Annotated in this window: 18 protein-coding genes; 14 read left to right on the top strand and 4 right to left on the bottom strand. The window is 72.4% G+C overall.

What is annotated here, in order from left to right; translation table 11 throughout:
• Window positions 1-8 precede the first annotated feature (8 nt).
• From ACK8OX_RS07130 to ACK8OX_RS07070, 13 genes are all read left to right on the top strand, one after another.
• The gene (locus tag ACK8OX_RS07130; protein ID WP_430663257.1) at window positions 9-899 is read left to right on the top strand and encodes a LysR family transcriptional regulator; all 891 of its coding nucleotides are present in this window, start codon (window positions 9-11) and stop codon (window positions 897-899) included.
• A 79-nt stretch (window positions 900-978) separates the two neighbouring features.
• Complete coding sequence (locus tag ACK8OX_RS07125) at window positions 979-2,370, top strand: proton-conducting transporter membrane subunit (protein WP_430663256.1); 1,392 nt, start codon at window positions 979-981, stop codon at window positions 2,368-2,370.
• The gene (locus ACK8OX_RS07120) at window positions 2,363-4,720 is read left to right on the top strand and encodes a DUF2309 domain-containing protein (protein WP_430663255.1); all 2,358 of its coding nucleotides are present in this window, start codon (window positions 2,363-2,365) and stop codon (window positions 4,718-4,720) included. The genes ACK8OX_RS07125 and ACK8OX_RS07120 overlap by 8 nt, the downstream gene beginning before the upstream one ends.
• Window positions 4,721-4,737: 17 nt before the next feature.
• On the top strand, window positions 4,738-5,088 hold the full coding sequence (locus tag ACK8OX_RS07115; RefSeq protein ID WP_430663254.1) for a DUF190 domain-containing protein: 351 nt from the start codon (window positions 4,738-4,740) through the stop codon (window positions 5,086-5,088).
• Between the two features lie 148 nt (window positions 5,089-5,236).
• On the top strand, window positions 5,237-6,634 hold the full coding sequence (tcuA, locus tag ACK8OX_RS07110; RefSeq protein WP_430663253.1) for an FAD-dependent tricarballylate dehydrogenase TcuA: 1,398 nt from the start codon (window positions 5,237-5,239) through the stop codon (window positions 6,632-6,634).
• Complete coding sequence (gene tcuB / locus ACK8OX_RS07105; RefSeq protein WP_430663252.1) at window positions 6,621-7,739, top strand: tricarballylate utilization 4Fe-4S protein TcuB; 1,119 nt, start codon at window positions 6,621-6,623, stop codon at window positions 7,737-7,739. The genes tcuA and tcuB overlap by 14 nt, the downstream gene beginning before the upstream one ends.
• A gap of 133 nt (window positions 7,740-7,872) precedes the next feature.
• Window positions 7,873-8,835 carry a radical SAM protein gene (locus ACK8OX_RS07100; protein ID WP_430663251.1) on the top strand — a complete coding sequence of 321 codons (963 nt, stop codon included), beginning with the start codon at window positions 7,873-7,875 and terminating at the stop codon, window positions 8,833-8,835.
• A complete protein-coding gene (locus tag ACK8OX_RS07095) occupies window positions 8,832-9,470 on the top strand; it encodes a glutathione S-transferase family protein (protein WP_430663250.1) in 639 nt (212 codons plus the stop codon). The genes ACK8OX_RS07100 and ACK8OX_RS07095 overlap by 4 nt, the downstream gene beginning before the upstream one ends.
• A gap of 14 nt (window positions 9,471-9,484) precedes the next feature.
• A complete protein-coding gene (locus tag ACK8OX_RS07090; protein ID WP_430663249.1) occupies window positions 9,485-11,071 on the top strand; it encodes an ABC transporter substrate-binding protein in 1,587 nt (528 codons plus the stop codon).
• Entirely contained in the window at window positions 11,068-12,252 is a 1,185-nt protein-coding gene (locus ACK8OX_RS07085) for an acetate/propionate family kinase (RefSeq protein ID WP_430663248.1), read from the top strand. Before ACK8OX_RS07090 ends, ACK8OX_RS07085 begins: the two co-directional genes overlap by 4 nt.
• A 102-nt stretch (window positions 12,253-12,354) precedes the next feature.
• Window positions 12,355-14,637: a DUF3141 domain-containing protein gene (locus ACK8OX_RS07080; protein ID WP_430663247.1), complete on the top strand. Its 2,283-nt coding sequence runs from the start codon at window positions 12,355-12,357 to the stop codon at window positions 14,635-14,637.
• Between the two features lie 95 nt (window positions 14,638-14,732).
• Complete coding sequence (locus tag ACK8OX_RS07075) at window positions 14,733-14,924, top strand: hypothetical protein (RefSeq protein ID WP_430663246.1); 192 nt, start codon at window positions 14,733-14,735, stop codon at window positions 14,922-14,924.
• Between the two features lie 77 nt (window positions 14,925-15,001).
• Window positions 15,002-15,937, top strand: a complete 936-nt coding sequence (locus tag ACK8OX_RS07070; protein ID WP_430663245.1) for a 3-keto-5-aminohexanoate cleavage protein — start codon at window positions 15,002-15,004, stop codon at window positions 15,935-15,937.
• Window positions 15,938-16,010: 73 nt separating this feature from the next.
• Here ACK8OX_RS07070 and ACK8OX_RS07065 read toward each other — a convergent pair whose 3' ends face one another.
• Genes ACK8OX_RS07065 through ACK8OX_RS07050 form a run of 4 tightly spaced genes read right to left on the bottom strand, consistent with a single transcriptional unit; the run spans window position 16,011 to window position 19,790 of the window.
• Window positions 16,011-16,994, bottom strand: a complete 984-nt coding sequence (locus ACK8OX_RS07065) for an ABC transporter ATP-binding protein (protein WP_430663244.1) — start codon at window positions 16,992-16,994, stop codon at window positions 16,011-16,013.
• Window positions 16,991-17,959 carry an ABC transporter ATP-binding protein gene (locus ACK8OX_RS07060; RefSeq protein WP_430663243.1) on the bottom strand — a complete coding sequence of 323 codons (969 nt, stop codon included), beginning with the start codon at window positions 17,957-17,959 and terminating at the stop codon, window positions 16,991-16,993. The genes ACK8OX_RS07065 and ACK8OX_RS07060 overlap by 4 nt, the downstream gene beginning before the upstream one ends.
• Window positions 17,956-18,816: an ABC transporter permease gene (locus ACK8OX_RS07055; protein ID WP_430663242.1), complete on the bottom strand. Its 861-nt coding sequence runs from the start codon at window positions 18,814-18,816 to the stop codon at window positions 17,956-17,958. Before ACK8OX_RS07055 ends, ACK8OX_RS07060 begins: the two co-directional genes overlap by 4 nt.
• Window positions 18,813-19,790, bottom strand: a complete 978-nt coding sequence (locus ACK8OX_RS07050; protein WP_430663241.1) for an ABC transporter permease — start codon at window positions 19,788-19,790, stop codon at window positions 18,813-18,815. The genes ACK8OX_RS07055 and ACK8OX_RS07050 overlap by 4 nt, the downstream gene beginning before the upstream one ends.
• Before the next feature lie 84 nt (window positions 19,791-19,874).
• Here ACK8OX_RS07050 and ACK8OX_RS07045 point away from each other — a divergent pair, with 84 nt between their 5' ends.
• A complete protein-coding gene (locus ACK8OX_RS07045; protein ID WP_430663240.1) occupies window positions 19,875-21,464 on the top strand; it encodes an ABC transporter substrate-binding protein in 1,590 nt (529 codons plus the stop codon).
• The last annotated feature ends 1 nt before the right edge of the window (window position 21,465 follow it).

Raw genomic sequence — 21,465 nt, 5'->3', positions numbered from 1 at the left:
GACACGCCATGCCCGACCTCGACACCACCCTGCTGCGGTCCTTCGTGGCGCTGGCCGAGACGCTCAGCTTCTCCCGCACGGCGGAACGCGTGGGGCGGGCGCAGTCGGCCGTGTCGGTGCAGATCCAGAAGCTGGAAGCCATCCTCGGCTGCGCGCTGTTCGAACGCGACAAGCGCAATGTCCGCCTGACGCGGGAGGGGGAGGCGCTGCTCGGCGATGCACGGCGGATGATCGCGCTTGCCGAGGGCATGGTGGCGCGCGGGCGCGGGGTGGATGTGGAGGGCGAGGTCCGCTTCGGCTCGCCCGAGGATTTCGCCACCCACTACCTGCCGGAGATCCTGGCCGCCTTCGCCGCCAAGCACCCGCGCGTGCGGCTGCACGTCAACTGCGACCTGACGCTGCGCCTGGTGGAGGGCTTCGGGCGCGGCGAGTTCGACCTGATCGTGGTGAAGCAGGACCCGGCCGAGCCCTATCCCGGCGCGCGGCGGCTGTGGCGGGAACGCCCGGTCTGGGTCGCGCAGGACGGCGCGGGCTGGGCGGGTGGCGGCCGCGCCCCGGCCGACCCCACGCCGCTGCCGCTGGTCCTGTCCCCCGCACCCTGCGTCTACCGCCGCCGCGCCGTTTCGGCGCTCGACGCCGCGGGGCTGCCCTGGGACATCGCCTATACCAGCCCGTCCTTTGCCGGGACGGTCGCGGCGGTGCGTGCCGGGCTCGGCGTGACGGTGCTGCCCCGCAGGATGGTGCCGGAGGCGCTGCAGGTGCTGGACGACGGCGCGGGCTGGCCTTCGCTGCCGGAGGTGGAGATCGCCCTCCTTGCCGCCCCCCGCCCCCCGGCGGCGGCCGCGGCACTGGCCGAGTTCATCGCGGACCGCGCGCCAATTTATCGGCAAAACAGATAAGACATATAAGACAAATCTGCTTTCGGGATTGTTCTGAGAAGGGCAGAAGCAGCCCGCCTTGATCCTCCGGGACGATCCGATGCCGCGCCTGCTGACCCTGGCCAATGCGGGCCTTTGCCTCCTCCTTGCCCTGCTCGCCCTGCTGCGCTGGGGCGCGGGGCCGGTCGCCTCCGGCCCCTTCCGGGTCGACTCTCTGGCGCTGTTCCTCGGCGCGGCGGTGCTGCTGGTGAGCGCGGTCGTGCATGCCTTCTCGCTCCGCTTCATGGCTGGCGACGCCCGCTTCGCCGCCTTCTTCCCCCGGCTGTCGGCTCTCGCCGCCGCGGTGCTGCTGCTGCTGGCGGCGGACAACCTGCTGCTCTTCGCTGGGCTCTGGGTGGCGATGGGCTGGCTGCTCGCGGACCTCATCGGCCATGTCCGCGGCTGGCGGCAGGCGGCGGCCGCGGCGGCGCTGGCGCGCGCCTGGTTCCTGCGCGGCGCGGCGGCGCTTGCCGCGGGCCTCGCGCTGCTGGGGTGGGCGACGGGCAGCCTCTCCATCTCCGGCGTGGTCGCGGGCGCGGCGGCGGCGGATGGGGTGCTGGTCGGGCTCGGCTGCGCGCTGCTCGGCCTTGCCGCCGCGATCCAGAGCGGGCTGTTCCCCTTCCACCGCTGGCTCATGTCCTCGATGACGGCGCCGACGCCGGTCTCCGCCTTCATGCATGCGGGGCTGGTCAATGCGGGCGGCGTGCTGGTGGCGCGCTTCGCCCCCGCCTTCGAGGCGGCGCCGGCGATCCTCGCGCTCGTCTTCCTGGCGGGCGCGGCCAGCGCGCTGTTCGGCGCGCTCGCCGCGCTGGTGCAGAGCGACGTGAAGCGCGGCCTCGCCGCCTCCACCACCGCGCAGATGGGCTTCATGCTGCTGCAATGCGGGCTCGGCTTCCACGCCGCCGCCATGGCGCATCTGGTGCTGCACGGGCTGTACAAGGCGAGCCTGTTCCTCGGCGCCGGCTCGGGCCTCGCCCAGGCGCGGCGGCCGGGGGCGGAGGCACGGCCTGCGGCCCCGGTCGCGGCCATCGCGCTGGCCGCGGCCATCGCGGCGGGGGCGGGCTTCGCGCTCACCTCGGGCAAGCTCGATGGCGGCGCGGGGGGGCTGCTGGTGCTGTTCGCCGCGCTGGCCGCCGCGCAGGCGGTGGTCGCGCTGGCCGGCCAGCCGGCGCGGATGCTGCTGCTGGCGCCGTCGGTCCTGGCGGTGGCCGGCGCGCTCTACGGCGCGCTCGTCGCGGGGGTGGAGGCGCTGCTGGCCGGCACGCCGGGTCTCGTCGCGCCGCAGCCCTTCACGGCGCTGCACGCCCTGGCCGCAGCCGCCTTCACCGGCATCTGGATCGCCGTGCAGGCGGGGCTGCACCGCCGCTCCGTCGCGCTCTACGCCTGGCTGGTCGCGCTGTCGCAGCCGGCCGCCGCCGCCGTCACCGACCGCAGGGAAGCCCACCATGCCTGACCTCGCCCGGCTTGCCGCGCAGATCGAGATCGCGGCCGGCCACGTCACCCCCTACTGGCCGCTGCGCAGCTTCATCGCCGCCAACCCCCTGCAGGGGCTGGAGGAGCAGGGCTTCGAATCGGCGGCCCGCACCGGTGCCGCGCTGTTCGGCGGCCGCACCTGGCCCGCGCCGGCGATGCTGAAGGCGGCGCTGTCGGATGGGCGGATCGACAGCACGGTGCTGGCCGATGCCGCCGCGCGGGCCGGGGTGCCGCAGGCCGCCCGCCCCGCCGCGCTGGAGGTTCCCGCCCAGCCGGCGGGCGATCCCCCGCCGTCGGCGGTGAACCGGGTGATGATCCGCTGGCTGGCCGCCTTCCTCGACGAAGGGCAGGCCGCCTGGCCGATGCCGGGGCGGGATCGCGGTTTCTGGCGCGCCTTCCGCGACGTGGCGCGCCATGACCGGGACATCCCGCGCCGCGGCGACCTCCAGTCCCTGCCGGACGACGCCCTCAAGGCGGTGCAGGCGCTGCTGGAGGGCGTGGCCGAGCGGGAGAGGACGGTGCTGCTGACGCGCCACCTGGCCGCGCTGGCGGGATGGGCGGGGCATGTGAAGTGGCGGGCGGGGGAAGGCGCGCATCCCTGGGCCAAGGCGGCGCCGGTGACGATGGCCGATTTCCTGGCCGTGCGGCTGTTCCTCGCGCGGCAGTTCGCGGAGGCCCCGTCCGCCCCGCCCGCGCCGGCGGCGCCGGATGCGGCCGCCATCTGGCTGGAGGCATGGGAGGAGACCTGGCGGGGCAGGCTGACCCGCGCGCTCGCCACCCGGGTGCCGGCGCCGGCGCCGGCGCCGGCGGCGCAGCTGGTCTTCTGCATCGACGTGCGGTCGGAAGTGCTGCGCCGCCACCTGGAGGCTACGGGCCCCTGGGCCACGCTCGGCTTCGCCGGCTTCTTCGGCGCCCCGGTCGCGGTGCAGCCCTTCGGCGAGGACCGGGCCCATGCCTCCTGCCCTGTGCTGCTGCGGCCCAAGCACACCATCCCCGAGGTCGCCGCCCCGGGCGAGGAAGCGGCGGGCGCGGCGCGGCTGGCGGGGCTGGCGCGGCTGAAGGGGGCGAAGGCGGGGCTGCGCGCCCTGAAGGAAAGCGTGGCCGGCGCCTTCGGCTTCGTGGAGGCGACCGGCGCGGCCTTCGGCGCGGCGATGGTCGCGCGCACCGTCGCGCCTGCCGGCTTCGGCCGGACGGTGGCGCGGCTTGCGGACAGGGCGGCGCCCGCGGCGCGCACCACCCACCGCATTGCGCTGGCCTGCGACGACGCGACGGGGGAGGCGACCGGCCTGAGCCCCGCCGAACAGGCCTTCTTCGCCGAAGGCGCGCTGCGGATCATGGGCCTGACGGAGGGTTTCGCGAAGCTGGTCCTGCTGTGCGGCCATGGCGGGCGCGCGACGAACAACCCCTTCGCGGCGGGGCTGGACTGCGGCGCCTGCGGGGGCAACCCGGGCGGCCCGAATGCCCGCATCATGGCGGCGGTGCTGAACGATGCGGGGGTGCGCGCCACGCTGGCCGGCCGCGGCATCGCCATCCCGGCGGAGACGGTCTTCCTCGCGGCGGAGCACAACACCACCACCGATGCGCTGGCCATCGCCGACGAGGCCCCGGCCGCCCCCCATGCGGCGGTGCTGGCGCGGCTGAAGGCGGATCTGGCGACGGCGCGCCGCGCCGCGGCGGCCGAGCGCCTGGCGCGGATGGCGCCCGGCACGACCGCCGACCCGGTTGCGGCGGTCGAGGCCCGCGCGGCGGACTGGGCCGAGGTGCGGCCGGAATGGGCGCTGGCGCGCAACGCCGGCTTCATCGTCGCCGACCGCGGCTTCACGCGGGGGCTGGACCTCGAAGGCCGGTGCTTCCTGCATTCCTACGACTGGCGCGCGGATGCCACGGGCAGTTCGCTGGAGGTGATCCTGACCGCGCCGATGGTGGTCGCGGAATGGATCAACACCCAGTATTATTTCTCCACCGTCGACAACGGCGTCTTCGGCGCGGGGTCGAAGGTGACGCACAACGTGGTGGGCGGCTTCGGGGTGATGCAGGGCAATGCCAGCGACCTGATGACGGGCCTGCCCCTGCAATCCGTCGCCGCCGCCGAAGGCGTGCCGTACCACGAGCCGCTGCGGCTGATGACGGTGGTCCAGGCGCCGCTGCTGCGGGTGGAGGAGGTGATCGCGCGCCACGCGATCCTCCGCACCCTGTTCGACAATGGCTGGGTCGCGCTGATGGTCGCCGACCCGGAGACGGGGCGCTTCCTGCGCCGTGGCCGGGACGGGTCCTGGACCGCGGTCGCCGAGGCCGCCCGCCATCCCGCCCCCCGGCTGATCGCCGCCTGAGCCCGGAGCAACACCGAATGAACGCCGCCGACGAACTGGTCTTCCACCCTCTCAAGAAGATCGAGGTGATCGTGCGCGGGGAACGCACGGGCTTCGTGCGGGACCTGCTGGAACGCTCCGGCGCCACCGGCTACACGCTGCTGCGCGACGTGGCCGGCATGGGCCATCACGGCTTCCACGAGGGCAAGCTGCTCTACAACGACCAGGCGAGCGTGGTGATGTTCATCGCGGTGGGGTCGGAAGCGGTGATCCGCCGCGTCGCCGCCGGCCTGAAACCCATCTTCGAGAAGCAGTCGGGGGTGATGTTCATCTCCGACACGCATGTGGTGCGGCTGGAGCATTTCGTCGGCGCTGGTGCCGCGGACTGATCGGCGCCGGCGCCGCGGACTGAAACGGCGCGGGCGCCGCGGACTGGAACGGCGCGGGCGCCGCGGACCGAAAGCGGCGCTGGCGCGGCGGGCGCGGCGTCTGGACAGGGCTCGGCCACGGCCTATAGATCATGCCACGGGGGATCCTGTGGCAGACCTGACCAAGCTCTACGACGTCCTGGTGGTGGGCGGCGGCAACGCCGCGCTGTCCGCCGCCATCACCGCGCGCCGGCTCGGCGCCAGCGTCATCGTGGCGGAACACGCGCCGAAGCCCATGCGGGGCGGCAATTCGCGCCACACCCGCAACCTGCGCGCCCTGCATCACGGCCCGACCGGCGTGCTGACCGGCTCCTACCTCGAGGAGGAGTACTGGGACGACCTGCGCCGCGTCACCGCGGGCCGCACGGACGAACACCTGGCCCGCATGACGATCCGCGCCAGCGAACATGCGCCGGAGTTCCTGGCCAGCTGCGGCGTGACCTTCCAGCCCTCGCTCTCCGGCACGCTGTCGCTGTCGCGCACCAACGCCTTCTTCCTCGGCGGCGGCAAGGCGCTGCTGAACGCGATGTACCGCACGGCGGAACGGCTCGGCGTCACCATCCTCTACGACACCGAGGTCCAGCACATCGAGGTGCAGGACGGCCATGCGGTGGAGGCGATCGTCTCCCACAAGGGCTTCCCCGACCGCATCCGCTTCAAGGCGCTCGTCGCCTCGGCCGGCGGCTTCCAGGCCAACCGCGACTGGCTGCGGAAATACTGGGGCGACGCCGCCGACAACTTCCAGATCCGCGGCACCCCCTATGCCCAGGGCACGGTCCTGAAGGACCTGCTGGCCCAGGGCGTGCAGGAGGTGGGCGACCCCACGCAATTCCACGCGGTGGCCAACGACGCCCGCGCGCCGATGGAGGATGGCGGGCTGGCCATGCGGCTGGACTGCGTACCCTTCGCGGTCGTGGTGAACCGCGAGGTGGAGCGTTTCTACGACGAGGGCGAGGATGTCTGGCCGAAGCGCTACGCCATCTGGGGCCGGCTGATCGCGCAGCAGCCCGGCCAGGTTGCCTTCGCCGTCACCGACAGCAAGGCCATCCACAACTACCTGCCGAGCGTCTTCCCCCCCTACCGGGGCGACACCATCGCCGAGGTCGCGGCCCAGGCCGGCATCGATGGCGCGAAGCTGGAACGCGTGGTGGCCGGCTACAACGCCGCCGTCCGCCCCGGCACCTTCCGGCCGATGGAGCCCGACGACTGCCGGACCGAGGGGCTCACCCCTCCGAAAAGCCACTGGGCGCGGCGCATCGACACGCCCCCCTACTACCTGCACCCGCTGCGGCCGGGCATCACCTTCACCTTCCTCAGCGTCAAGGTGAACGACAAGGCCAGGGTGATGATGGCGGACGGCAAGCCTTCATCCAACATCTTCGCCAGCGGCGAGATCATGTCCGGCAACATCCTGGGCCAGGGCTACCTCGCCGGCTTCGGCATGACCATCGGCACCGTCTTCGGGCGGCTCGCGGGCGAAGGGGCCGCGCTCAATGCAAGAAACTAAGCAGGAGACCGACGCCATCCGCGACGCGCGGCGGCAGATGGAGGTCTGCAACGCCTGCCGCTACTGCGAGAGCTATTGCGCCGTCTTCCCCGCCATGGCGACGCGGCGGGACTTCACGACCGGCGACCTGACGCACCTCGCCAATCTCTGCCATTCCTGCAAGGGCTGCTACCACGCCTGCCAGTTCGCGCCGCCGCATCCCTTCGAGATCAACATCCCCGCCACCTTCGCCCAGATCCGGCAGGAGAGCTACGCGGAACACGCCTGGCCGCCCGCCATGGGCCGCCTGTTCGAACGCAACGGCACGGTGGTGACGCTGGCGGCGGCGCTGCTGACGGCGCTGGTGCTGATCGGCACCGCGGCGATCCAGGACCCCTCGGTGCTGTACTCGCCGCAGACCGGGCCGGGCGCCTTCTACCGCATCATCCCGCTCTGGCTGATGAACCTGCTGGCGGGCAGCACCTTCGTCTTCGCGCTCGTCGCGCTGGCGATGGGGGGAATCCGCTACTGGCGGGGGACGGCGGGCGGCGCGGGGCGGCAGGTCGGCCTCGCGCCCGCGCGCGACGCGGCGGTGGACATCCTGACGTTGCGCAACCTCGACGGCGGCGGGCATGGCTGCAACGACGTGGACGACGGCTTCTCCAAGGAACGCCGCTGGCTGCACCACGCCATGTTCTACGGCTTCTTCCTGTGCTTCGCGGCGACGACCACGGGCGCCTTCTACCACCATTTCCTCGGCTGGACCTCGCCGCACGCCTTCTGGAGCCTTCCGGTACAGCTCGGCACCTGGGGCGGCGTGCTGCTCTGCCTCGGCACGGCAGGGCTGATCCGGGTGAAGGTCGTCACCGACCCGGGGCCGGTCGCGCGGCACCTGATGGGAGGCGAATACGCCATCCTCGCCCTGCTGTTCCTGATCTCCGCCACGGGGCTGCTGCTGCTGGCGGTGCGCCACACCGGGGCGATGGGCCTGCTGCTGGCCATCCATCTCGGCCTCGTGCTCGCCTTCTTCGTGGCGCTGCCCTACTCGAAGATGGTCCATGGGGTGTACCGCAGCCTGGCCCTGCTGCGGAACGCGATGGAGAAGCGGGCCGCCCGCGCGGCCTGAACGGCCGGGCGGTCCCTCCTTCCCCCCTCGGGGCCGCCCTTCCCGCGGCGCTTCCGCGCCCCACCTTCCATGGCGTAGCCTGCCGCGGCATCGCGGCGGACCACCCTCGCCCATGCCGCGACTGGAGCCGCCCTTGTCCCTCCGCAGCCTCGCCGCCCCGCCGCTCGCGCCCGCGAAGTTCCGCGATCCCGCGGTCACCGCGAAGGGCGAGCGCCGGGCGGTGGTGGCGCTCGGCGCGCTGCGGACGCTGTGGTTCAACACCGGCACGCTCTGCAACATCACCTGCGCCAACTGCTACATCGACAGCAGCCCGCGGAACGACAGTCTCTCCTATCTCTCGGCGCCCGAGGTCGCGGCCTATCTGGACGAGGCCGCGGCGGCGGGGATGCCGCTGGAACAGGTCGGCTTCACGGGCGGCGAGCCCTTCATGAACGCCGCCCTGCCCGCGATGCTGGCCGACACCCTGCGCCGGCCCGGGCTGGAGGCGATCGTGCTGACCAACGCCATGCAGCCGATGCGCCGCCACGCGCACGCCTTGCTGGACCTGCGTGACCGCTTCGGCCCCGACCGGCTGATCCTGCGCGTCAGCCTCGACCATCACGAGGCCGCGCATCACGACCTGGAACGCGGAGAAGGCAGCTTCGCGAAGACGCTCGACGGCCTGGCCTGGCTGGCGCGCGAGGGCTTCCGCCTGCATGTCGCCGGCCGCGCCGGCTTCGGCCGGGAGGACGAGGCGGCGATGCGCGCGGGCTTCGCGCGGCTGTTCGCGGCCCATGGCATCGCGGTGGACGCCGCCGACCCCGTGGCGCTGATGCTGTTCCCCGAGATGGATGCGCGGGTGGACGTGCCGGAGATCACGGAAGCCTGCTGGGGCATCCTCCACAAGTCGCCGGACAGCGTGATGTGCGCTTCCTCGCGCATGGTGGTGAAGCGCCGGGGGGCGGCGCGCCCCGCCGTGGTCGCCTGCACCCTGCTGCCCTACGACCCGGCCTTCGAGCTCGGCGCGACCCTCGCCGAGGCCGCGCGCCCGGTCGCGCTCAACCATCCGCATTGCGCGAAATTCTGCGTGCTCGGCGGCGCCGCCTGCTCGCGGTGAGCGGCCTGACCTTCTACGGCTGGGCGACGCCCAATTCCCGGCGCGTCTCCATCATGCTGGAGGAATGCGGCCTCTCCTACGCCGTGCGGGGCGTGAACATCCGCGCGCGGGAGCAGTTCGCGCCCGAGGTCCTGGCGCTGAACCCCTACGGCAAGATCCCGATCCTGGTGGAGCACCGCGCCGGCGCGCCGCCGCTGGTGCTGTTCGAGAGCGGGGCGATCCTGCTGCACCTGGCCGAACGCCACGGCGTGCTGCTACCGCGGGATGGCGATGCGCGCGCGACGGTGCTGTCCTGGCTGATGGTCGCGCTCACCTCGCTCGGCCCCTTCACCGGCCAGGCGCATCACTGGACCGAACTCGCGCCCGAGAAGCCGGAAGCCGCGCGCGCCCACAGCACCGCGCTGGTGGACCGCGTCTACCGCCTGCTGGATGCGCGGCTGGCCGGCCACCCGCACCTTGCCGGGGCGGACTTCTCCGTCGCCGACATCGCCGCCTACCCCTGGGTGGAGAAGCACGGCTGGGCCGGGCGCGAACTGGCGGACACGCCGCATCTTGCGGCATGGTTCGCCCGCATGGGCCGGCGCCCGGCGGTGCAGCGCGGCATGCGCGTGCCCGAAGGCGCCCGGCTGGAATGAACGGGAGAGAACCGATGAAGCGATCGCTGCTCGCGGCCGGTGCCGCGCTGCTGTTCGCGGCCGCGCCGGCGCTGGCGCAGGACGTGCCCGCGAACCGGCTGCTGCGCGTGGTGCCGAATGCGGACCTGCAGACGCTCGACCCCGTCAACACCACGGCGGGCGTGGTGCAGAGCCACGCGCACATGGTCTACGACCAGCTCTTCGGCCGCGACGCGCAGCAGCGCCCGCAGCCGCAGATGGTGGAGGCCTTCACCACCTCCCCCGACGGCCTCGCCTGGCGCTTCACGCTGCGCCCCGGCCTGGTCTTCCACGACGGCGCGCCGGTGACGGCGGAAGATGCGGTCGCCTCGCTCCGCCGCTGGGCGGCGCGCGACCCGCATGGCCGACAGATCATGGCCATCACCGAAAGCCTCGCCGCCGAGGCGGATGGCCGCAGCTTCGCCTGGCGGCTGCGCCGGCCCTATGCGCTGATGCTGGACGCGCTGTCGAAGCCGGCGGGCAACATGCCGGCGATCATGCCCGCGCGCATCGCCGCGACCGACCCCTTCACCAACATCACCGACACCACCGGCAGCGGCCCCTTCGTCTTCGACCGCCCCGGCTGGATCCCGGGCAGCCGCGTCGTCTACCGCCGCAACCCCGCCTATGCGCCGCGCACCGAGGCGGCCAGCGGCACCGCGGGCGGCAAGCGCGTGCATGTGGACCGGGTGGAGTGGCTGAACATCGCGAACGCCCAGACCGCGGCGCTGGCCCTCGCCCAGGGCGAGGTGGACTTCGTGGAGACGCCCGGCACCGACTTCCTGCCGATGCTCCAGCGGCGGGGGATGCGGATCGAGCGGATCAACCGCCTCGGCTTCCAGGGCATGATCCGCATGAACCACCTGCACCCGCCCTTCAGCGACCCGCGGGCGCGGCAGGCGCTGATCTACCTGGCCGACCAGAACGACTACCTCCAGGCGATGTTCCCGGACCCCTCGCTCTACCAGGTCTGCCACGCCTTCTTCGTCTGCGGATCGCCGCAGGAGAGCGATGCGGGCGTGCCGCAGGGCATCGGGCGCAACATGGAACGCGCGCGCCAGCTGATCCGCGAAAGCGGCTATGACGGCCGCCCCATCGTCATCATGGACCCGACCGACAACCCCTTCATGCACGCGGCGACGCTGGTGCTGGCGCAGCAGCTGCAGCAGGCGGGGATGCGGGTGGACGTGCAGGCGATGGACTTCGCCACCATGGCAACGCGACGGCCCAACCGCCGCCATCCCTCGGAAGGCGGCTGGGATTTCGGCCTGACCTTCTGGAACGGCCTCGGCGCATCGGACCCCGTGGGCAACGTGCCCATGCAGGCCAGCTGCGAACGCGCCTGGCCGGGCTGGCCCTGCGACGCCGGGCACCAGGCGCTGATCGACGCCTTCCCCTACGCCGCGAGCGCCGAGGAGCGGCAGCGCATCCTGACCCAGTTGCACGAGAGCGCGTACCGCGTCGTCCCCTACCTGCCCTTCGGCCAGTGGTTCCTGCCGGTGGCCTACCGCCCGCAGCTGTCGGGCGTGCTGGGGATGCCGGGCATCATCATCCTGTGGAACATCGAGAAGGCGGCGCGGTGAGGGGCACGCTGCTCGTCCTCAACGCCGGCTCCTCCTCGATCAAGTTCGAGACCTTCGCGGCGGGGCCGGCGCCGGTCGCGCTGATGGGCGGCCAGGTGGAGGGGATCGGCGCCGTCCCGCATCTCCGCCTCCGCGATGCCGCCGGCGCCCTCCTGGCGGACCGCGGCTGGCAGGATGGCGGCGCGCCGCGGGACCATGCGGAGGCGCTCGACGCGATCCTCGGCGCCCTCGGCGACCTCCGGCCGGCGGCGATCGGCCATCGCGTGGTGCATGGCGGGCCGGACCTCGCCGCGCCGGCGGCGATCGACGACGCGATGATGGCGCGGCTGGAGGCGCTGGTCCCCCTCGCGCCGCTGCACCAGCCGCACAACCTGGCGGGCATCCGCGCCTGCGCCGCGCGCTTCCCGGGCGTGCCGCAGCTTGCCTGCTTCGACACCGCCTTCCACCGCACCCATCCATGGGAGGCCGACACCTACGCCCTGCCGCCGGAGTTCCACGCCCGCGGCATCCGCCGCTACGGCTTCCATGGCCTGTCCTACGAATGGATCGCCCGCCTGGTCGCGGCGGAGGACCCGGCCCTGGCGGCGGGGCGGCTGGTGGTGGCGCATCTCGGCAACGGCGCCTCCCTCTGCGCCATCCGGGGCGGGCGCAGCCTCGACAGCTCCATGGGCTTCACGGCGCTGGACGGGGTTCCGATGGGCACGCGCAGCGGGCAGATCGACCCGGGCGTGCTGCTGCACCTGATCGAGGCTGAGGGGATGACGGCCGCCGAGCTCTCCCGCCTGCTCTATGCCGGCGCGGGGCTGAAGGGGATGTCGGGGCTGAGCCAGGACGTGCGGGTGCTGGAAGCCTCCGCCGATCCCCGCGCGGCCGCCGCCCTGTCCCATTTCACCTGGCGGGTCCGGCGCGAGGTCGGGGCACTCGCGGCCGCGATGGGCGGGATAGACGCCCTGGTCTTCACCGCCGGCATCGGGGAGAACTCGGCCGGCATCCGCGCCGCGGTTTGCGAGGGGCTGGGCTACCTCGGCCTGCATCTCGACCCCGCGCGGAACCGGGACGGCCTGCCGGACGTCTCAGCCCCGGGCAGCCCCGCCCGCATCCTGATCCGCCGGACGGATGAGGAGGCGATGATCGCCCTGCACCTGACGGAAGCCCTGGCCGGGGGACCCGCCGGCGCATGAAGGGCCGATCCGGCCTGATGGCCACGACTTAACGGACAGGTGGGACCTGCACGCTATATACCGCAATGCAGCACTCGCCAGATCGACGGGATACCTGACGGAATGAACGCCCTGACGCCGCCGCCCGGCCGCGAACTCCTCGCCAAGGGGGCCGAGACGGTGACCCGTGTGCTCGACCAGGTGCGGGACATGGCGGACGTGACCGCGCGGCAGGCGCAGACGCTGGCGCCGAAGCTGCCCGAACCGCCGATCGCCGCCCTGTCGATGCTGACGCGCGGGCCCTTCGGCCTGATGCGGGACGCCGCCGCCTACTGGGTGGACGCGACCCAGCGTTCGGTCCTGTTCTGGGACACGATGCGCCGGGCCGGCAATGCCTTCGTCGAGCATGAGCGCGACGGCTGCCCCCCCGTGCTTGTCTTCGAGTGGGAGATGGTGGTGGACGGGCGCGAATTGCCGCGCCGCTGCAACTACGCCCTGGTCCGCATCAAGCCCCCCGCCGGGACCCGCCCGACCGACCCGAGGATGCGCCCCTTCGTCATCATCGACCCGCGCGCGGGCCACGGTGCCGGCATCGGCGGCTTCAAGTCGGACAGCCAGGTGGGTGTCGCGCTGCGGCGCGGCCACCCGGTCTATTTCGTGATCTTCTTCAAGGACCCGGAGCCGGGGCAGACCATCCTCGACATCACCAATGCGGAAGCGGTCTTCCTCCGCCGCATCCACGAACTGCACCCCGAGGCGCAGAAGCCCGTGGTCATCGGCAACTGCCAGGGCGGCTGGGCGGTGATGATGCTCGGCGCGTCGGAGCCGGAGCTGACGGGCCCGCTGGTGCTGAACGGCGCGCCGCTGTCCTACTGGGCCGGCGAGCGCGGGCGCAACCCGATGCGCTACACCGGCGGCCTGGCGGGCGGCGGCTGGCCGGCGACGCTGCTGGCCGATCTCGGCAACGGCCGCTTCGACGGCGCCAACCTGGTGATGAACTTCGAAAGCCTGTCGCCCGGCAACACCTGGTTCCGCAAATACTACAACGTCTACGAGAAGGCCGATTCCGAGGCCGAGCGGTTCCTGGAGTTCGAACGCTGGTGGGGCGGCTTCTTCCTGATGAACCGGGAGGAGATCGGCTGGATCGTCGAGAACCTGTTCATCGGCGACCGCTTCGCGCGCGGCGAGATCAATGCCGGCAAGGGCGCCACCTTCGACATGCGCGCCATCCGCTCGCCCATCGTCGTCTTCGCCTCGGCCGGCGACAACATCACCCCGCCCGGCCAGGCGCTGCGCTGGATCGCCGATGTCTACCGCGACGAGGCGGAGATCAAGGCGCTGGGCCAGACCATCGTCTACCTGGTGCATGACGACATCGGCCATCTCGGCATCTTCGTCAGCGGCAAGGTGGCGAACAAGGAACACACCGAGATCGCCAACACCCTCGAGATGATCGAGGCGGTGGCGCCCGGCCTCTACGAGATGCGGATCACGGGGGCCGAGGGCAGCGGCCTCAACACCGGATTCCAGGTGGAACTGGTCGCCCGCACCATCGCCGACATCCGCGCGGTCTCGGGCGAGGCGGAGAACGAGGCCTTCCCCCAGGTGGCGCGCATCTCCGCCGTGAACCAGACGCTCTACGACATGTTCGCGGGCCCGGTAATCCGCCAGGTGACGACGGAGCGCAGCGCGGAGACGCGGCGCAGCCTGCACCCGCTGCGGCTCCGCCGCACGCTGGCGAGCGACCTGAACCCGCTGATGCAGCCCTTCGCCGCCGCGGCCGAACGCGTGCGGGCGGACCGCAGGCCGGCGGCCGCCGACAACCCGTTCCTCGCGCTGGAACGATCCTGGGCGGATGGCGTCGAGGGCGCGATCAACGCCTGGCGGGACTGGCGCGACGCCTGGCAGGAAACCGCCTTCCACGCCGTCTACGGCACGCTGGCCGCCTTCGGCGTGGCGCCGACGGGCGCCGAGGCCGCGGGCGACGCCGCGACCGAGCAACTGGCCGATGTCCCCGACGTGCGCGCCGCGCTGGCGCGCATCGCCGAAGGCGGCCATGCCGAGGCGGTGGTCCGCATGATGATCCTGCTGGCCAAGGCCCGCGGCGGCGTGCGGCGCAACCGGCTCGCCCGCTCGCAGGCGATGCTGACGACGGAGGAGCCCTTCGCCGCCATGACCGCCGCCGCGCGGCAGGCGCTGATCCGCGAACAGGCGGTGGTGGTGGAGATGGCGCCGGAGGAGGCGCTGGCCGCCCTGCCGCGGCTGCTGCCGGAGATGGAGGCGCGCCGCCGCGCGCTGGCCGCGGTGGAGGCGGTGGCCGGGCCGGAGGAGGAGCTCGGCGATGCCGCGCTGGCCATGCTGGCGCGGCTGCGCGGCGTGCTGGGGCTCGCATCACACTCCGGTTGAATCACGCCACTGTTCACCCTTGCGCAACGCGCATTCGCCCACTCTTGGCGTCAGCCGTGAAGACCACGGAAGGACGCCAAGAGGACACCGCGCCGATGACCCCCCACGCCCCCACCCCGCCCGCCCTGCCCGAGGAACTGATCGCCGCATCCCTCCTCACCTCCGCGCAGGGGTCGGAGGTGCAGCTGATCGCGACCGATGGCCGCCGCTTCCGCGTGCCGGCCGACGAGGAGACGGCGCGCAGCCTGGTGCTCTCCCTCTGGCGTGCGCTCGACCGCCCGTCCTGACCTGACGCTCCGCCCCCGGCTTGCCGCCTTCCCCGTCGCCCGCCATCGTGGCGGCGACGAACGGGGGGAGGCCACGCATGCCCGGCAAGCTCGACCGCAAGGTCATCATCACCTGCGCCGTCACCGGCGCGATCCATACGCCGAGCATGTCGCCGCACCTGCCGGTGACCGCGCAGGAGATCGCGGATGCCGCGATCGGCGCGGCGGAGGCCGGCGCCGCCATCGTGCACCTGCACGCCCGCAACCCCGAGGACGGGCGCCCCGACCAGACGCCGGAGGCCTTCGCGCCCTTCCTGCGCGTCATCAAGCAGCGCAGCGACTGCGTGGTGAACCTGACCACCGGCGGCGCCCCCACCATGACCATCCAGCAGCGCGTTGCGCCCGCCGCGACCTTCAGGCCGGAGGTCGCCTCGCTCAACATGGGGTCGATGAATTTCGGCCTGTTCGGGATGCTGAACCGCTTCAAGGACCTGAAGCACGCCTGGGAACGCGACTACCTGGCGAACAAGGACATCGTGTTCCGCAATTCCTTCGCGGACATCGAGTACATCCTGACCACCTGCGCCGGCAACGACACCCGCTTCGAGTTCGAGTGCTACGACACCGCGCATCTCTACAACCTGAAATACTTCTTCGACCGCGGCCTGGTGAAGGCGCCGCTGTTCATCCAGACCGTCTTCGGCATCCAGGGTGGCATCGGCCCCCACCCCGAGGACGTGATGCACATGAAGCGCACCGCGGACCGCCTGTTCGGCGACAACTACCGCTGGAGCGTGCTCGGCGCCGGCCGCAGCCAGCTTGCCATCGCCGCCCAGGCCGCCGCGATGGGCGCCAATGTGCGCGTGGGGCTGGAGGACAGCCTCTGGGCCGGTCCCGGCAAGCTGGCCGAGAGCAACGCGGTGCAGGTGCGCCTCGCGCGGCAGATCATCGAGGGACTCGGGCTGGAGGTCGCGACGCCCGACGAGGCGCGCGAGATCCTGTCGCTGAAGGGCGGGGACCGGGTGGGGTTCTGAACTCCGGTCGCGCCGCCCTGCCGCCGGCCCGACCTGCTTGCGGGCCGGCTGATCACGGCAAGGCGACCGCCGGCTATGCGTGGTGGCAGGCCACCAGCGTCCCGTCCTCCCGCGGGGTCAGCGGCGGCCGCTCCACCCGGCAGACCTCCGTCGCCCGCGGGCAGCGCGGGTGGAAGGCGCAGCCGGGCGGCGGCGACAGCGGCGACGGCAGTTCCCCCGCGATGGGGCGGAAATCCAGTCCCGTATTGCTGTCCAGCACCAGCTTCGGCACGCTCGCCAGCAGCCCCTGCGTGTAGGGATGGCGCGGCGCGGCATAGACCCGCGCGGCCTCCCCGCTCTCCACGATGCGGCCGAGATACATGATCGCGACCCTGTCGCTGACATGCCGCACCACGGACAGGTCGTGGGAGATGAACAGGCAGGTGAGCCCCAGCGCCTGCCGCAGGTCCAGGAACAGGTTCAGGATCTGCGCCTGGATGCTGACATCGAGCGAGGCCACCGGCTCGTCGCAGACCAGCACGTCGGGCTGCATCGCCAGCGCGCGCGCGATCGCAACCCGCTGGCGCTGCCCGCCGGAGAACTGGTGCGGGAAGCGGGTGGCGAAGGCGGGGTCGAGCCCGACCCGCGCCAGCCATTCCGCCACCATCGCCGGCGCGCCCTCCCGCGTGACCAGCCCATGCGCGACCGGCCCTTCCGCGATCGTCTCGCCGATCCGCAGCCGCGGGTTCAGCGAGGCGTAGGGGTCCTGGAAGACGGTCTGGATGCGGGTCGTCACCTTGTGGCGGCCCTGCATCGGCGCCTCGCCGCGCAGCGTCACGCGCCCCTCGCTCGGCGGCAGGATGCCGGCGAGCATGCGGCCGAGCGTGGACTTCCCGCAGCCCGATTCGCCCACCAGCCCCAGCGTCCGCCCCTGCGGCACGCCGAGCGACACCTCGCTCACGGCATGAACCGCACGCCGGTCCACCTTCGCCCCCAGCGCGCCCGCGATGCGGTCGCCCAGCGTGATGCGCGGCGAGAAGCGCTTGCTGACATTCTCGGCGACCAGCAGCGCGGTCATGCGGCGAGGTCCAGCGGGTGGTGGCACAACGCCATGCGGTCTGGCGTCGCGACCACCGGCGGGTCGGCCGCGCAGGCCGCGTCGCCGCGGGGGCAGCGCGGGCGGAAGGGGCAGCCGGATGGCAGGCTCAGCAGCGACGGCGTGGTGCCCGGGATCTGGTTCAGCCTCTCCCCCGGCCGCGCCATCGCCGGCAGGCTGTCGAGCAGGCCGCGCGTATAGGGGTGGCGCGGCGCGCGCAGCGTGGCGGCCACCGGCCCGCTTTCCACGATGCGGCCGGCATACATCACCATCACCCGGTCGGCGAGGGAGGAGACGGTGGCCAGGTCGTGGCTGATCCAGATCAGCGCCGTCCCCGTCTCCCGCGCCAGCGCCTTCATCTCCGTCAGGATCTGCGCCTGGATGCTGACATCGAGCGCGGTCGTCGGCTCATCCGCGATGATGAGGTCCGGCCCGTGCAGCAGCGCGGTGGCGATCGCCACGCGCTGGCGCATCCCGCCCGAGAATTCGTGCGGATAGGCATCCAGCCGCGCCGCCGCGTCGGGGATGCCGACCCGCGCGAGGGTGCGCGCCGCGAGGTCCCGCGCCGCGGCTTCGGTCGTGCGCCCATGCGCCTGCACCGCCAGCGCCATCTGCCGGCCGATGGTCAGCACCGGGTTCAGCGTCGCCGCCGGGTCCTGGAACACCATCGCGATGCGCCGCCCGCGGATGGCGCGCATCCGCGCCGGCGGAAGGCCCACCAGCTCCTGCCCGTCGAAGCGGATGGAGCCGCCGGCGATGCGGCCCGGCGGATCGACCAGCCCGATCAGCGAGAAGCCGGTGACGGACTTGCCCGACCCGGATTCGCCCACCAGCCCCAGGATCTCGCCCCGGTCCAGCGCGAAGGTGACGCCCTCCACCGCCTTCACCACGCCCGCGCGGGTGAGGAAATGCGTCCGCAGGTCACGCACCTCCAGCAGCGCGGTCATCGGCTGAGCCTCGGGTTGAACTGGTCGCGCAGCTGGTCGCCCACCACGTTGATGCCGACGATCAGCACGATCAGCGCGATACCGGGATAGACGGAGATCCAGGTCCGCCCGCTCATCATGTACTGGAACCCGTTCGAGATGAGCATGCCGAGCGAGGGTTCGGTCGGCGGCAGGCCGAGGCCGAGGAAGGACAGCGTCGCCTCCAGCGCGATGGCGTTGGCCACCTGCACCGTCGCCACCACGATCAGCGGCGGCAGGCAGTTCGGCAGGATGTGGCGGAACACCACCCGCCACCCCGGCAGCGGCGTTGCGTGCGCTGCCTCCACATAGTCCTTCTGCCGCTCCGCCGTCGCGGCCCCGTAGGCGGTGCGGGCGAAATAGGCGTATTGCGCGGTGACCAGCGCGATCACCAGCGGCACCTTGCCCTGCCCCAGCACCGCGACCAGCACCAGCGCCAGCAGGATGGCGGGGAAGGACAGCTGAAGGTCCACCACCCGCATGATCGCGCCTTCCACCCAGCCACGCGCATGGGCGGCGAGGATGCCGAGCGCGGTGCCGATGGCCAGCGCCACCGCCCCCGCCGCCACCCCCATCTGCAACGAGATGCGCAGCCCGTAGAGGATGGCCGAGAACAGGTCCCGCCCCTGCGCATCCGTCCCCAGCCAGTGCACATAGCCGCCCGAGCCCACGAAGCCCGGCGCGCGCCGCGCATCCATCAGGTCCAGGTTGGCGAGGTCGTAGGGGTCCTGCGGCGCGATCAGCGGCGCCCCCAGCGCGGCGCCGACCACCACCACCACCACGGCCAGCGCGACGACGGCCACCCAGTTCTCGCGGTATTCCCGCCAGAAGGCCCTCATGCCGCCCGCCCGCCGCGCCGCAGGCGGGGATCGAGCAGCGCGTAGGACAGGTCCACCACCAGGTTGATCGTCACGAACAGGAAGGCCACCAGCACCAGGTACCCCACCATCACCGGCCGGTCGAGCGAGGTGATCGAATCGATGATGAGCTTGCCCACACCGGGCCAGGAGAAGATCGTCTCGGTCACCACCGCGAAGGCGAGCGTCGATCCGAATTCCAGCCCGAACACCGTGACCAGCGGAATGGCGATCAGCCGCAGGACGTGGCGGCGCAGGATGGTGAATTCCCCGAGCCCCGCCGCGCGGGCGAACTTCACCGTGTCGCCCAGCATCACCTCCCGCGTGCCGGCGCGGGCCAGGCGGATCATCATCGCCAGCTTGAACAGGCTGAGGTTCAGCGCCGGCAAGGCCATGAAGGCCAGCCCTTCCAACGTCAGGAAGGACCAGCCCACCCCGAAGACCTCGACCGTGGGCCCGCGGTTGCCCGCCGGCAGCCAGCCGAGATTGACCGCGAAGGTCAGGATCAGGATCAGCCCCACCCAGAAGGTCGGCACCGAGAAGCCGAGCACGGACACCGCCATCACCGCCTTCGCCACCGGGCTGCCCGGCCGGTAGCCCGCGAAGATGCCGAGCGGGATGCCGACGAAGGCGCCGATCAGCACGGAGGCCAGCGCCAGTTCCAGCGTCGCCGGCAGGCGGGAGAAGACGAGGTCCGTCACCGGCATGTTCAGCACGAAGGACCGCCCGAGATCGCCCCGCAGCAGCCGCCCCAGGAAGGCCAGGTATTGTTCCCACAGCGGCAGGTCGAGCCCGTAATGGCGGATCGCCGCCGCCCGGATGTCCTGCGTGGCGTCCGGGGAGATCAGCACGTCGATCGGGTTGCCGATCGCGTATACGCCGACGAAGACCAGCGCCGACATGGCCAGCATGACGAGGGCGGCCTGGATCAGGCGCTGGATGACGAAGCCGAGCATCGGCCGCAGTATCGGGGCATGGACAGCGGGCGCAAGCCGTTCCTAGCATGGCCCGACAGGAAGCTTCCCCCGGGAGAGTCGAGAATGCACAGGAACCGCCACCGCCTCGCCCTCGCGGCCGCCGCGACCGCCCTGATTTCGGGGGGCGCCGCGGCGCAGACGCTGACCATGGGCGTGCGCGCGGGGCCGGAGAGCATCGACCCCCACTTCACCGCGACGGGCACCCATTCCGAGGCGCTGAAGCATGTCTTCGACACCCTGACCCATTCCGGCCCGCAGTTGCAGATCGAGCCGGGGCTGGCGGAATCCTGGCGCGCGGTGGACGCGAACACCTGGGAATTCCGCCTGCGCCGCGGCGTGAAGTTCCATGACGGCAGCGACATGACGGCCGAGGACGTGGCCGCCTCCATCCGGCGGATGCAGACGCTGTCCGGCCCGAACCCGACCCGAATCTATGTCCGCCGCGTGCAGGAAGTGCGGGTGATCGACCCGCACACGATCCACATCGTCACCTCCGGCCCCTCGCCCACGCTGCCCAACGACTTCATCCGGCTGTTCGTCACCTCGGCCCGCGCCACCGCCGGGCTGACGCCCGAGACCTCCAACGAGGCGTTCAATTCCGGCCGCGCCGCCATCGGCACCGGGCCCTACCGCTTCGGGTCCTGGACCCCGCGGGAACAGTTCACGGTCGACCGCTTCGACGGACACTGGGGCGGCCGCCCGGCCTGGGCGCGGCATGTCCGGCGGGAAATCCCGAACGACGCGAACCGGGTCGCGCAGCTCCGCACCGGGCAGGTGGACATGATCGTCCGCGTCCCCGCCGCCGACGTGCCGACGCTGGAGCGCGACCGCACGCTCAGCGTCGTGAAGGCGGACACGGTCTATGTGTTCAACCTGTCCTTCGACTTCCGCGAGACGACGCCGCAGGTGACGGCGCGCGACGGCTCCCGCCTCGCCTCCAACCCCTATCGCGACCCCCGCGTGCGGGAGGCGATCGACCTCGCCCTCGACCGCCGCGCCCTGGCGGAGGTGGCGATGGAGGGGCTCGGCACGCCGCAGGGCCAGATGGTCACGCCCAACATCTTCGGCTTCAACCGCACCCTGCAGATGACCACGCCGAACCTGCCCCGCGCGCGGCAGTTGCTGGCCGAGGCCGGCTACCCGAACGGCTTCCGCATGGTGCTGAACTTCACCAACGACCGCCTGCCCGGCGACCGCGGCGTGGGCACCGCCATGGCGCAGATGCTGGCGCGCATCGGCATCGAGGTGCAGGCGGCGGGCCAGCCGGCCGCGGTCATCTTCCCCGCCCGCACGCGCGGCGAGCTGTCGAACATCATGGCCGGCTGGGGCACGCTGACGGGGGAGGCGAGCTACTACTACTCCTCCAACGCCCACACCAACGACCCGCAGCGCCGGCTCGGCGCCTTCAACTGGCACGGCTACTCCAACCCGGAGATGGACCGCCTGATCCAGGCGGCCGAGTTCGAGCTGGACGACAACCGGCGCCGCGAGCTGCTGGAGCAGACCGGCGCCCTGTTCAACCGCGAACGCGTGGCCCTGCCGCTCGCCTCGGTCAACTCCGCCTGGGCGATGCGGCGCGACCGCGTGACCATGACCGCGGGCCGCGCCGACGAGGAAACCTATGCCTGGGACGTGACCCCGGCGGCACGCTGAC

The sequence above is a fragment of the Falsiroseomonas sp. CW058 genome, from assembly GCF_050563535.1.
In the GTDB taxonomy this organism is placed as follows: Bacteria; Pseudomonadota; Alphaproteobacteria; order Acetobacterales; family Acetobacteraceae; genus Falsiroseomonas.
This window is presented reverse-complemented; position numbering and strand designations above follow the sequence as displayed.

Bases quoted from the DNA above. Each gene is read 5' to 3' on its own strand.
- ACK8OX_RS07075 (WP_430663246.1), top strand. From the start codon at position 14,733: ATGACCCCCCACGCCCCCACCCCGCCCGCCCTGCCCGAGGAACTGATC.
- ACK8OX_RS07080 (WP_430663247.1), top strand. From the start codon at position 12,355: ATGAACGCCCTGACGCCGCCGCCCGGCCGCGAACTCCTCGCCAAGGGG.
- ACK8OX_RS07045 (WP_430663240.1), top strand. From the start codon at position 19,875: ATGCACAGGAACCGCCACCGCCTCGCCCTCGCGGCCGCCGCGACCGCC.
- ACK8OX_RS07055 (WP_430663242.1), bottom strand. From the start codon at position 18,816: ATGAGGGCCTTCTGGCGGGAATACCGCGAGAACTGGGTGGCCGTCGTC.
- ACK8OX_RS07060 (WP_430663243.1), bottom strand. From the start codon at position 17,959: ATGACCGCGCTGCTGGAGGTGCGTGACCTGCGGACGCATTTCCTCACC.
- ACK8OX_RS07130 (WP_430663257.1), top strand. From the start codon at position 9: ATGCCCGACCTCGACACCACCCTGCTGCGGTCCTTCGTGGCGCTGGCC.
- ACK8OX_RS07065 (WP_430663244.1), bottom strand. From the start codon at position 16,994: ATGACCGCGCTGCTGGTCGCCGAGAATGTCAGCAAGCGCTTCTCGCCG.
- ACK8OX_RS07125 (WP_430663256.1), top strand. From the start codon at position 979: ATGCCGCGCCTGCTGACCCTGGCCAATGCGGGCCTTTGCCTCCTCCTT.
- ACK8OX_RS07090 (WP_430663249.1), top strand. From the start codon at position 9,485: ATGAAGCGATCGCTGCTCGCGGCCGGTGCCGCGCTGCTGTTCGCGGCC.
- ACK8OX_RS07070 (WP_430663245.1), top strand. From the start codon at position 15,002: ATGCCCGGCAAGCTCGACCGCAAGGTCATCATCACCTGCGCCGTCACC.
- tcuB (WP_430663252.1), top strand. From the start codon at position 6,621: ATGCAAGAAACTAAGCAGGAGACCGACGCCATCCGCGACGCGCGGCGG.
- ACK8OX_RS07120 (WP_430663255.1), top strand. From the start codon at position 2,363: ATGCCTGACCTCGCCCGGCTTGCCGCGCAGATCGAGATCGCGGCCGGC.
- ACK8OX_RS07115 (WP_430663254.1), top strand. From the start codon at position 4,738: ATGAACGCCGCCGACGAACTGGTCTTCCACCCTCTCAAGAAGATCGAG.
- ACK8OX_RS07050 (WP_430663241.1), bottom strand. From the start codon at position 19,790: ATGCTCGGCTTCGTCATCCAGCGCCTGATCCAGGCCGCCCTCGTCATG.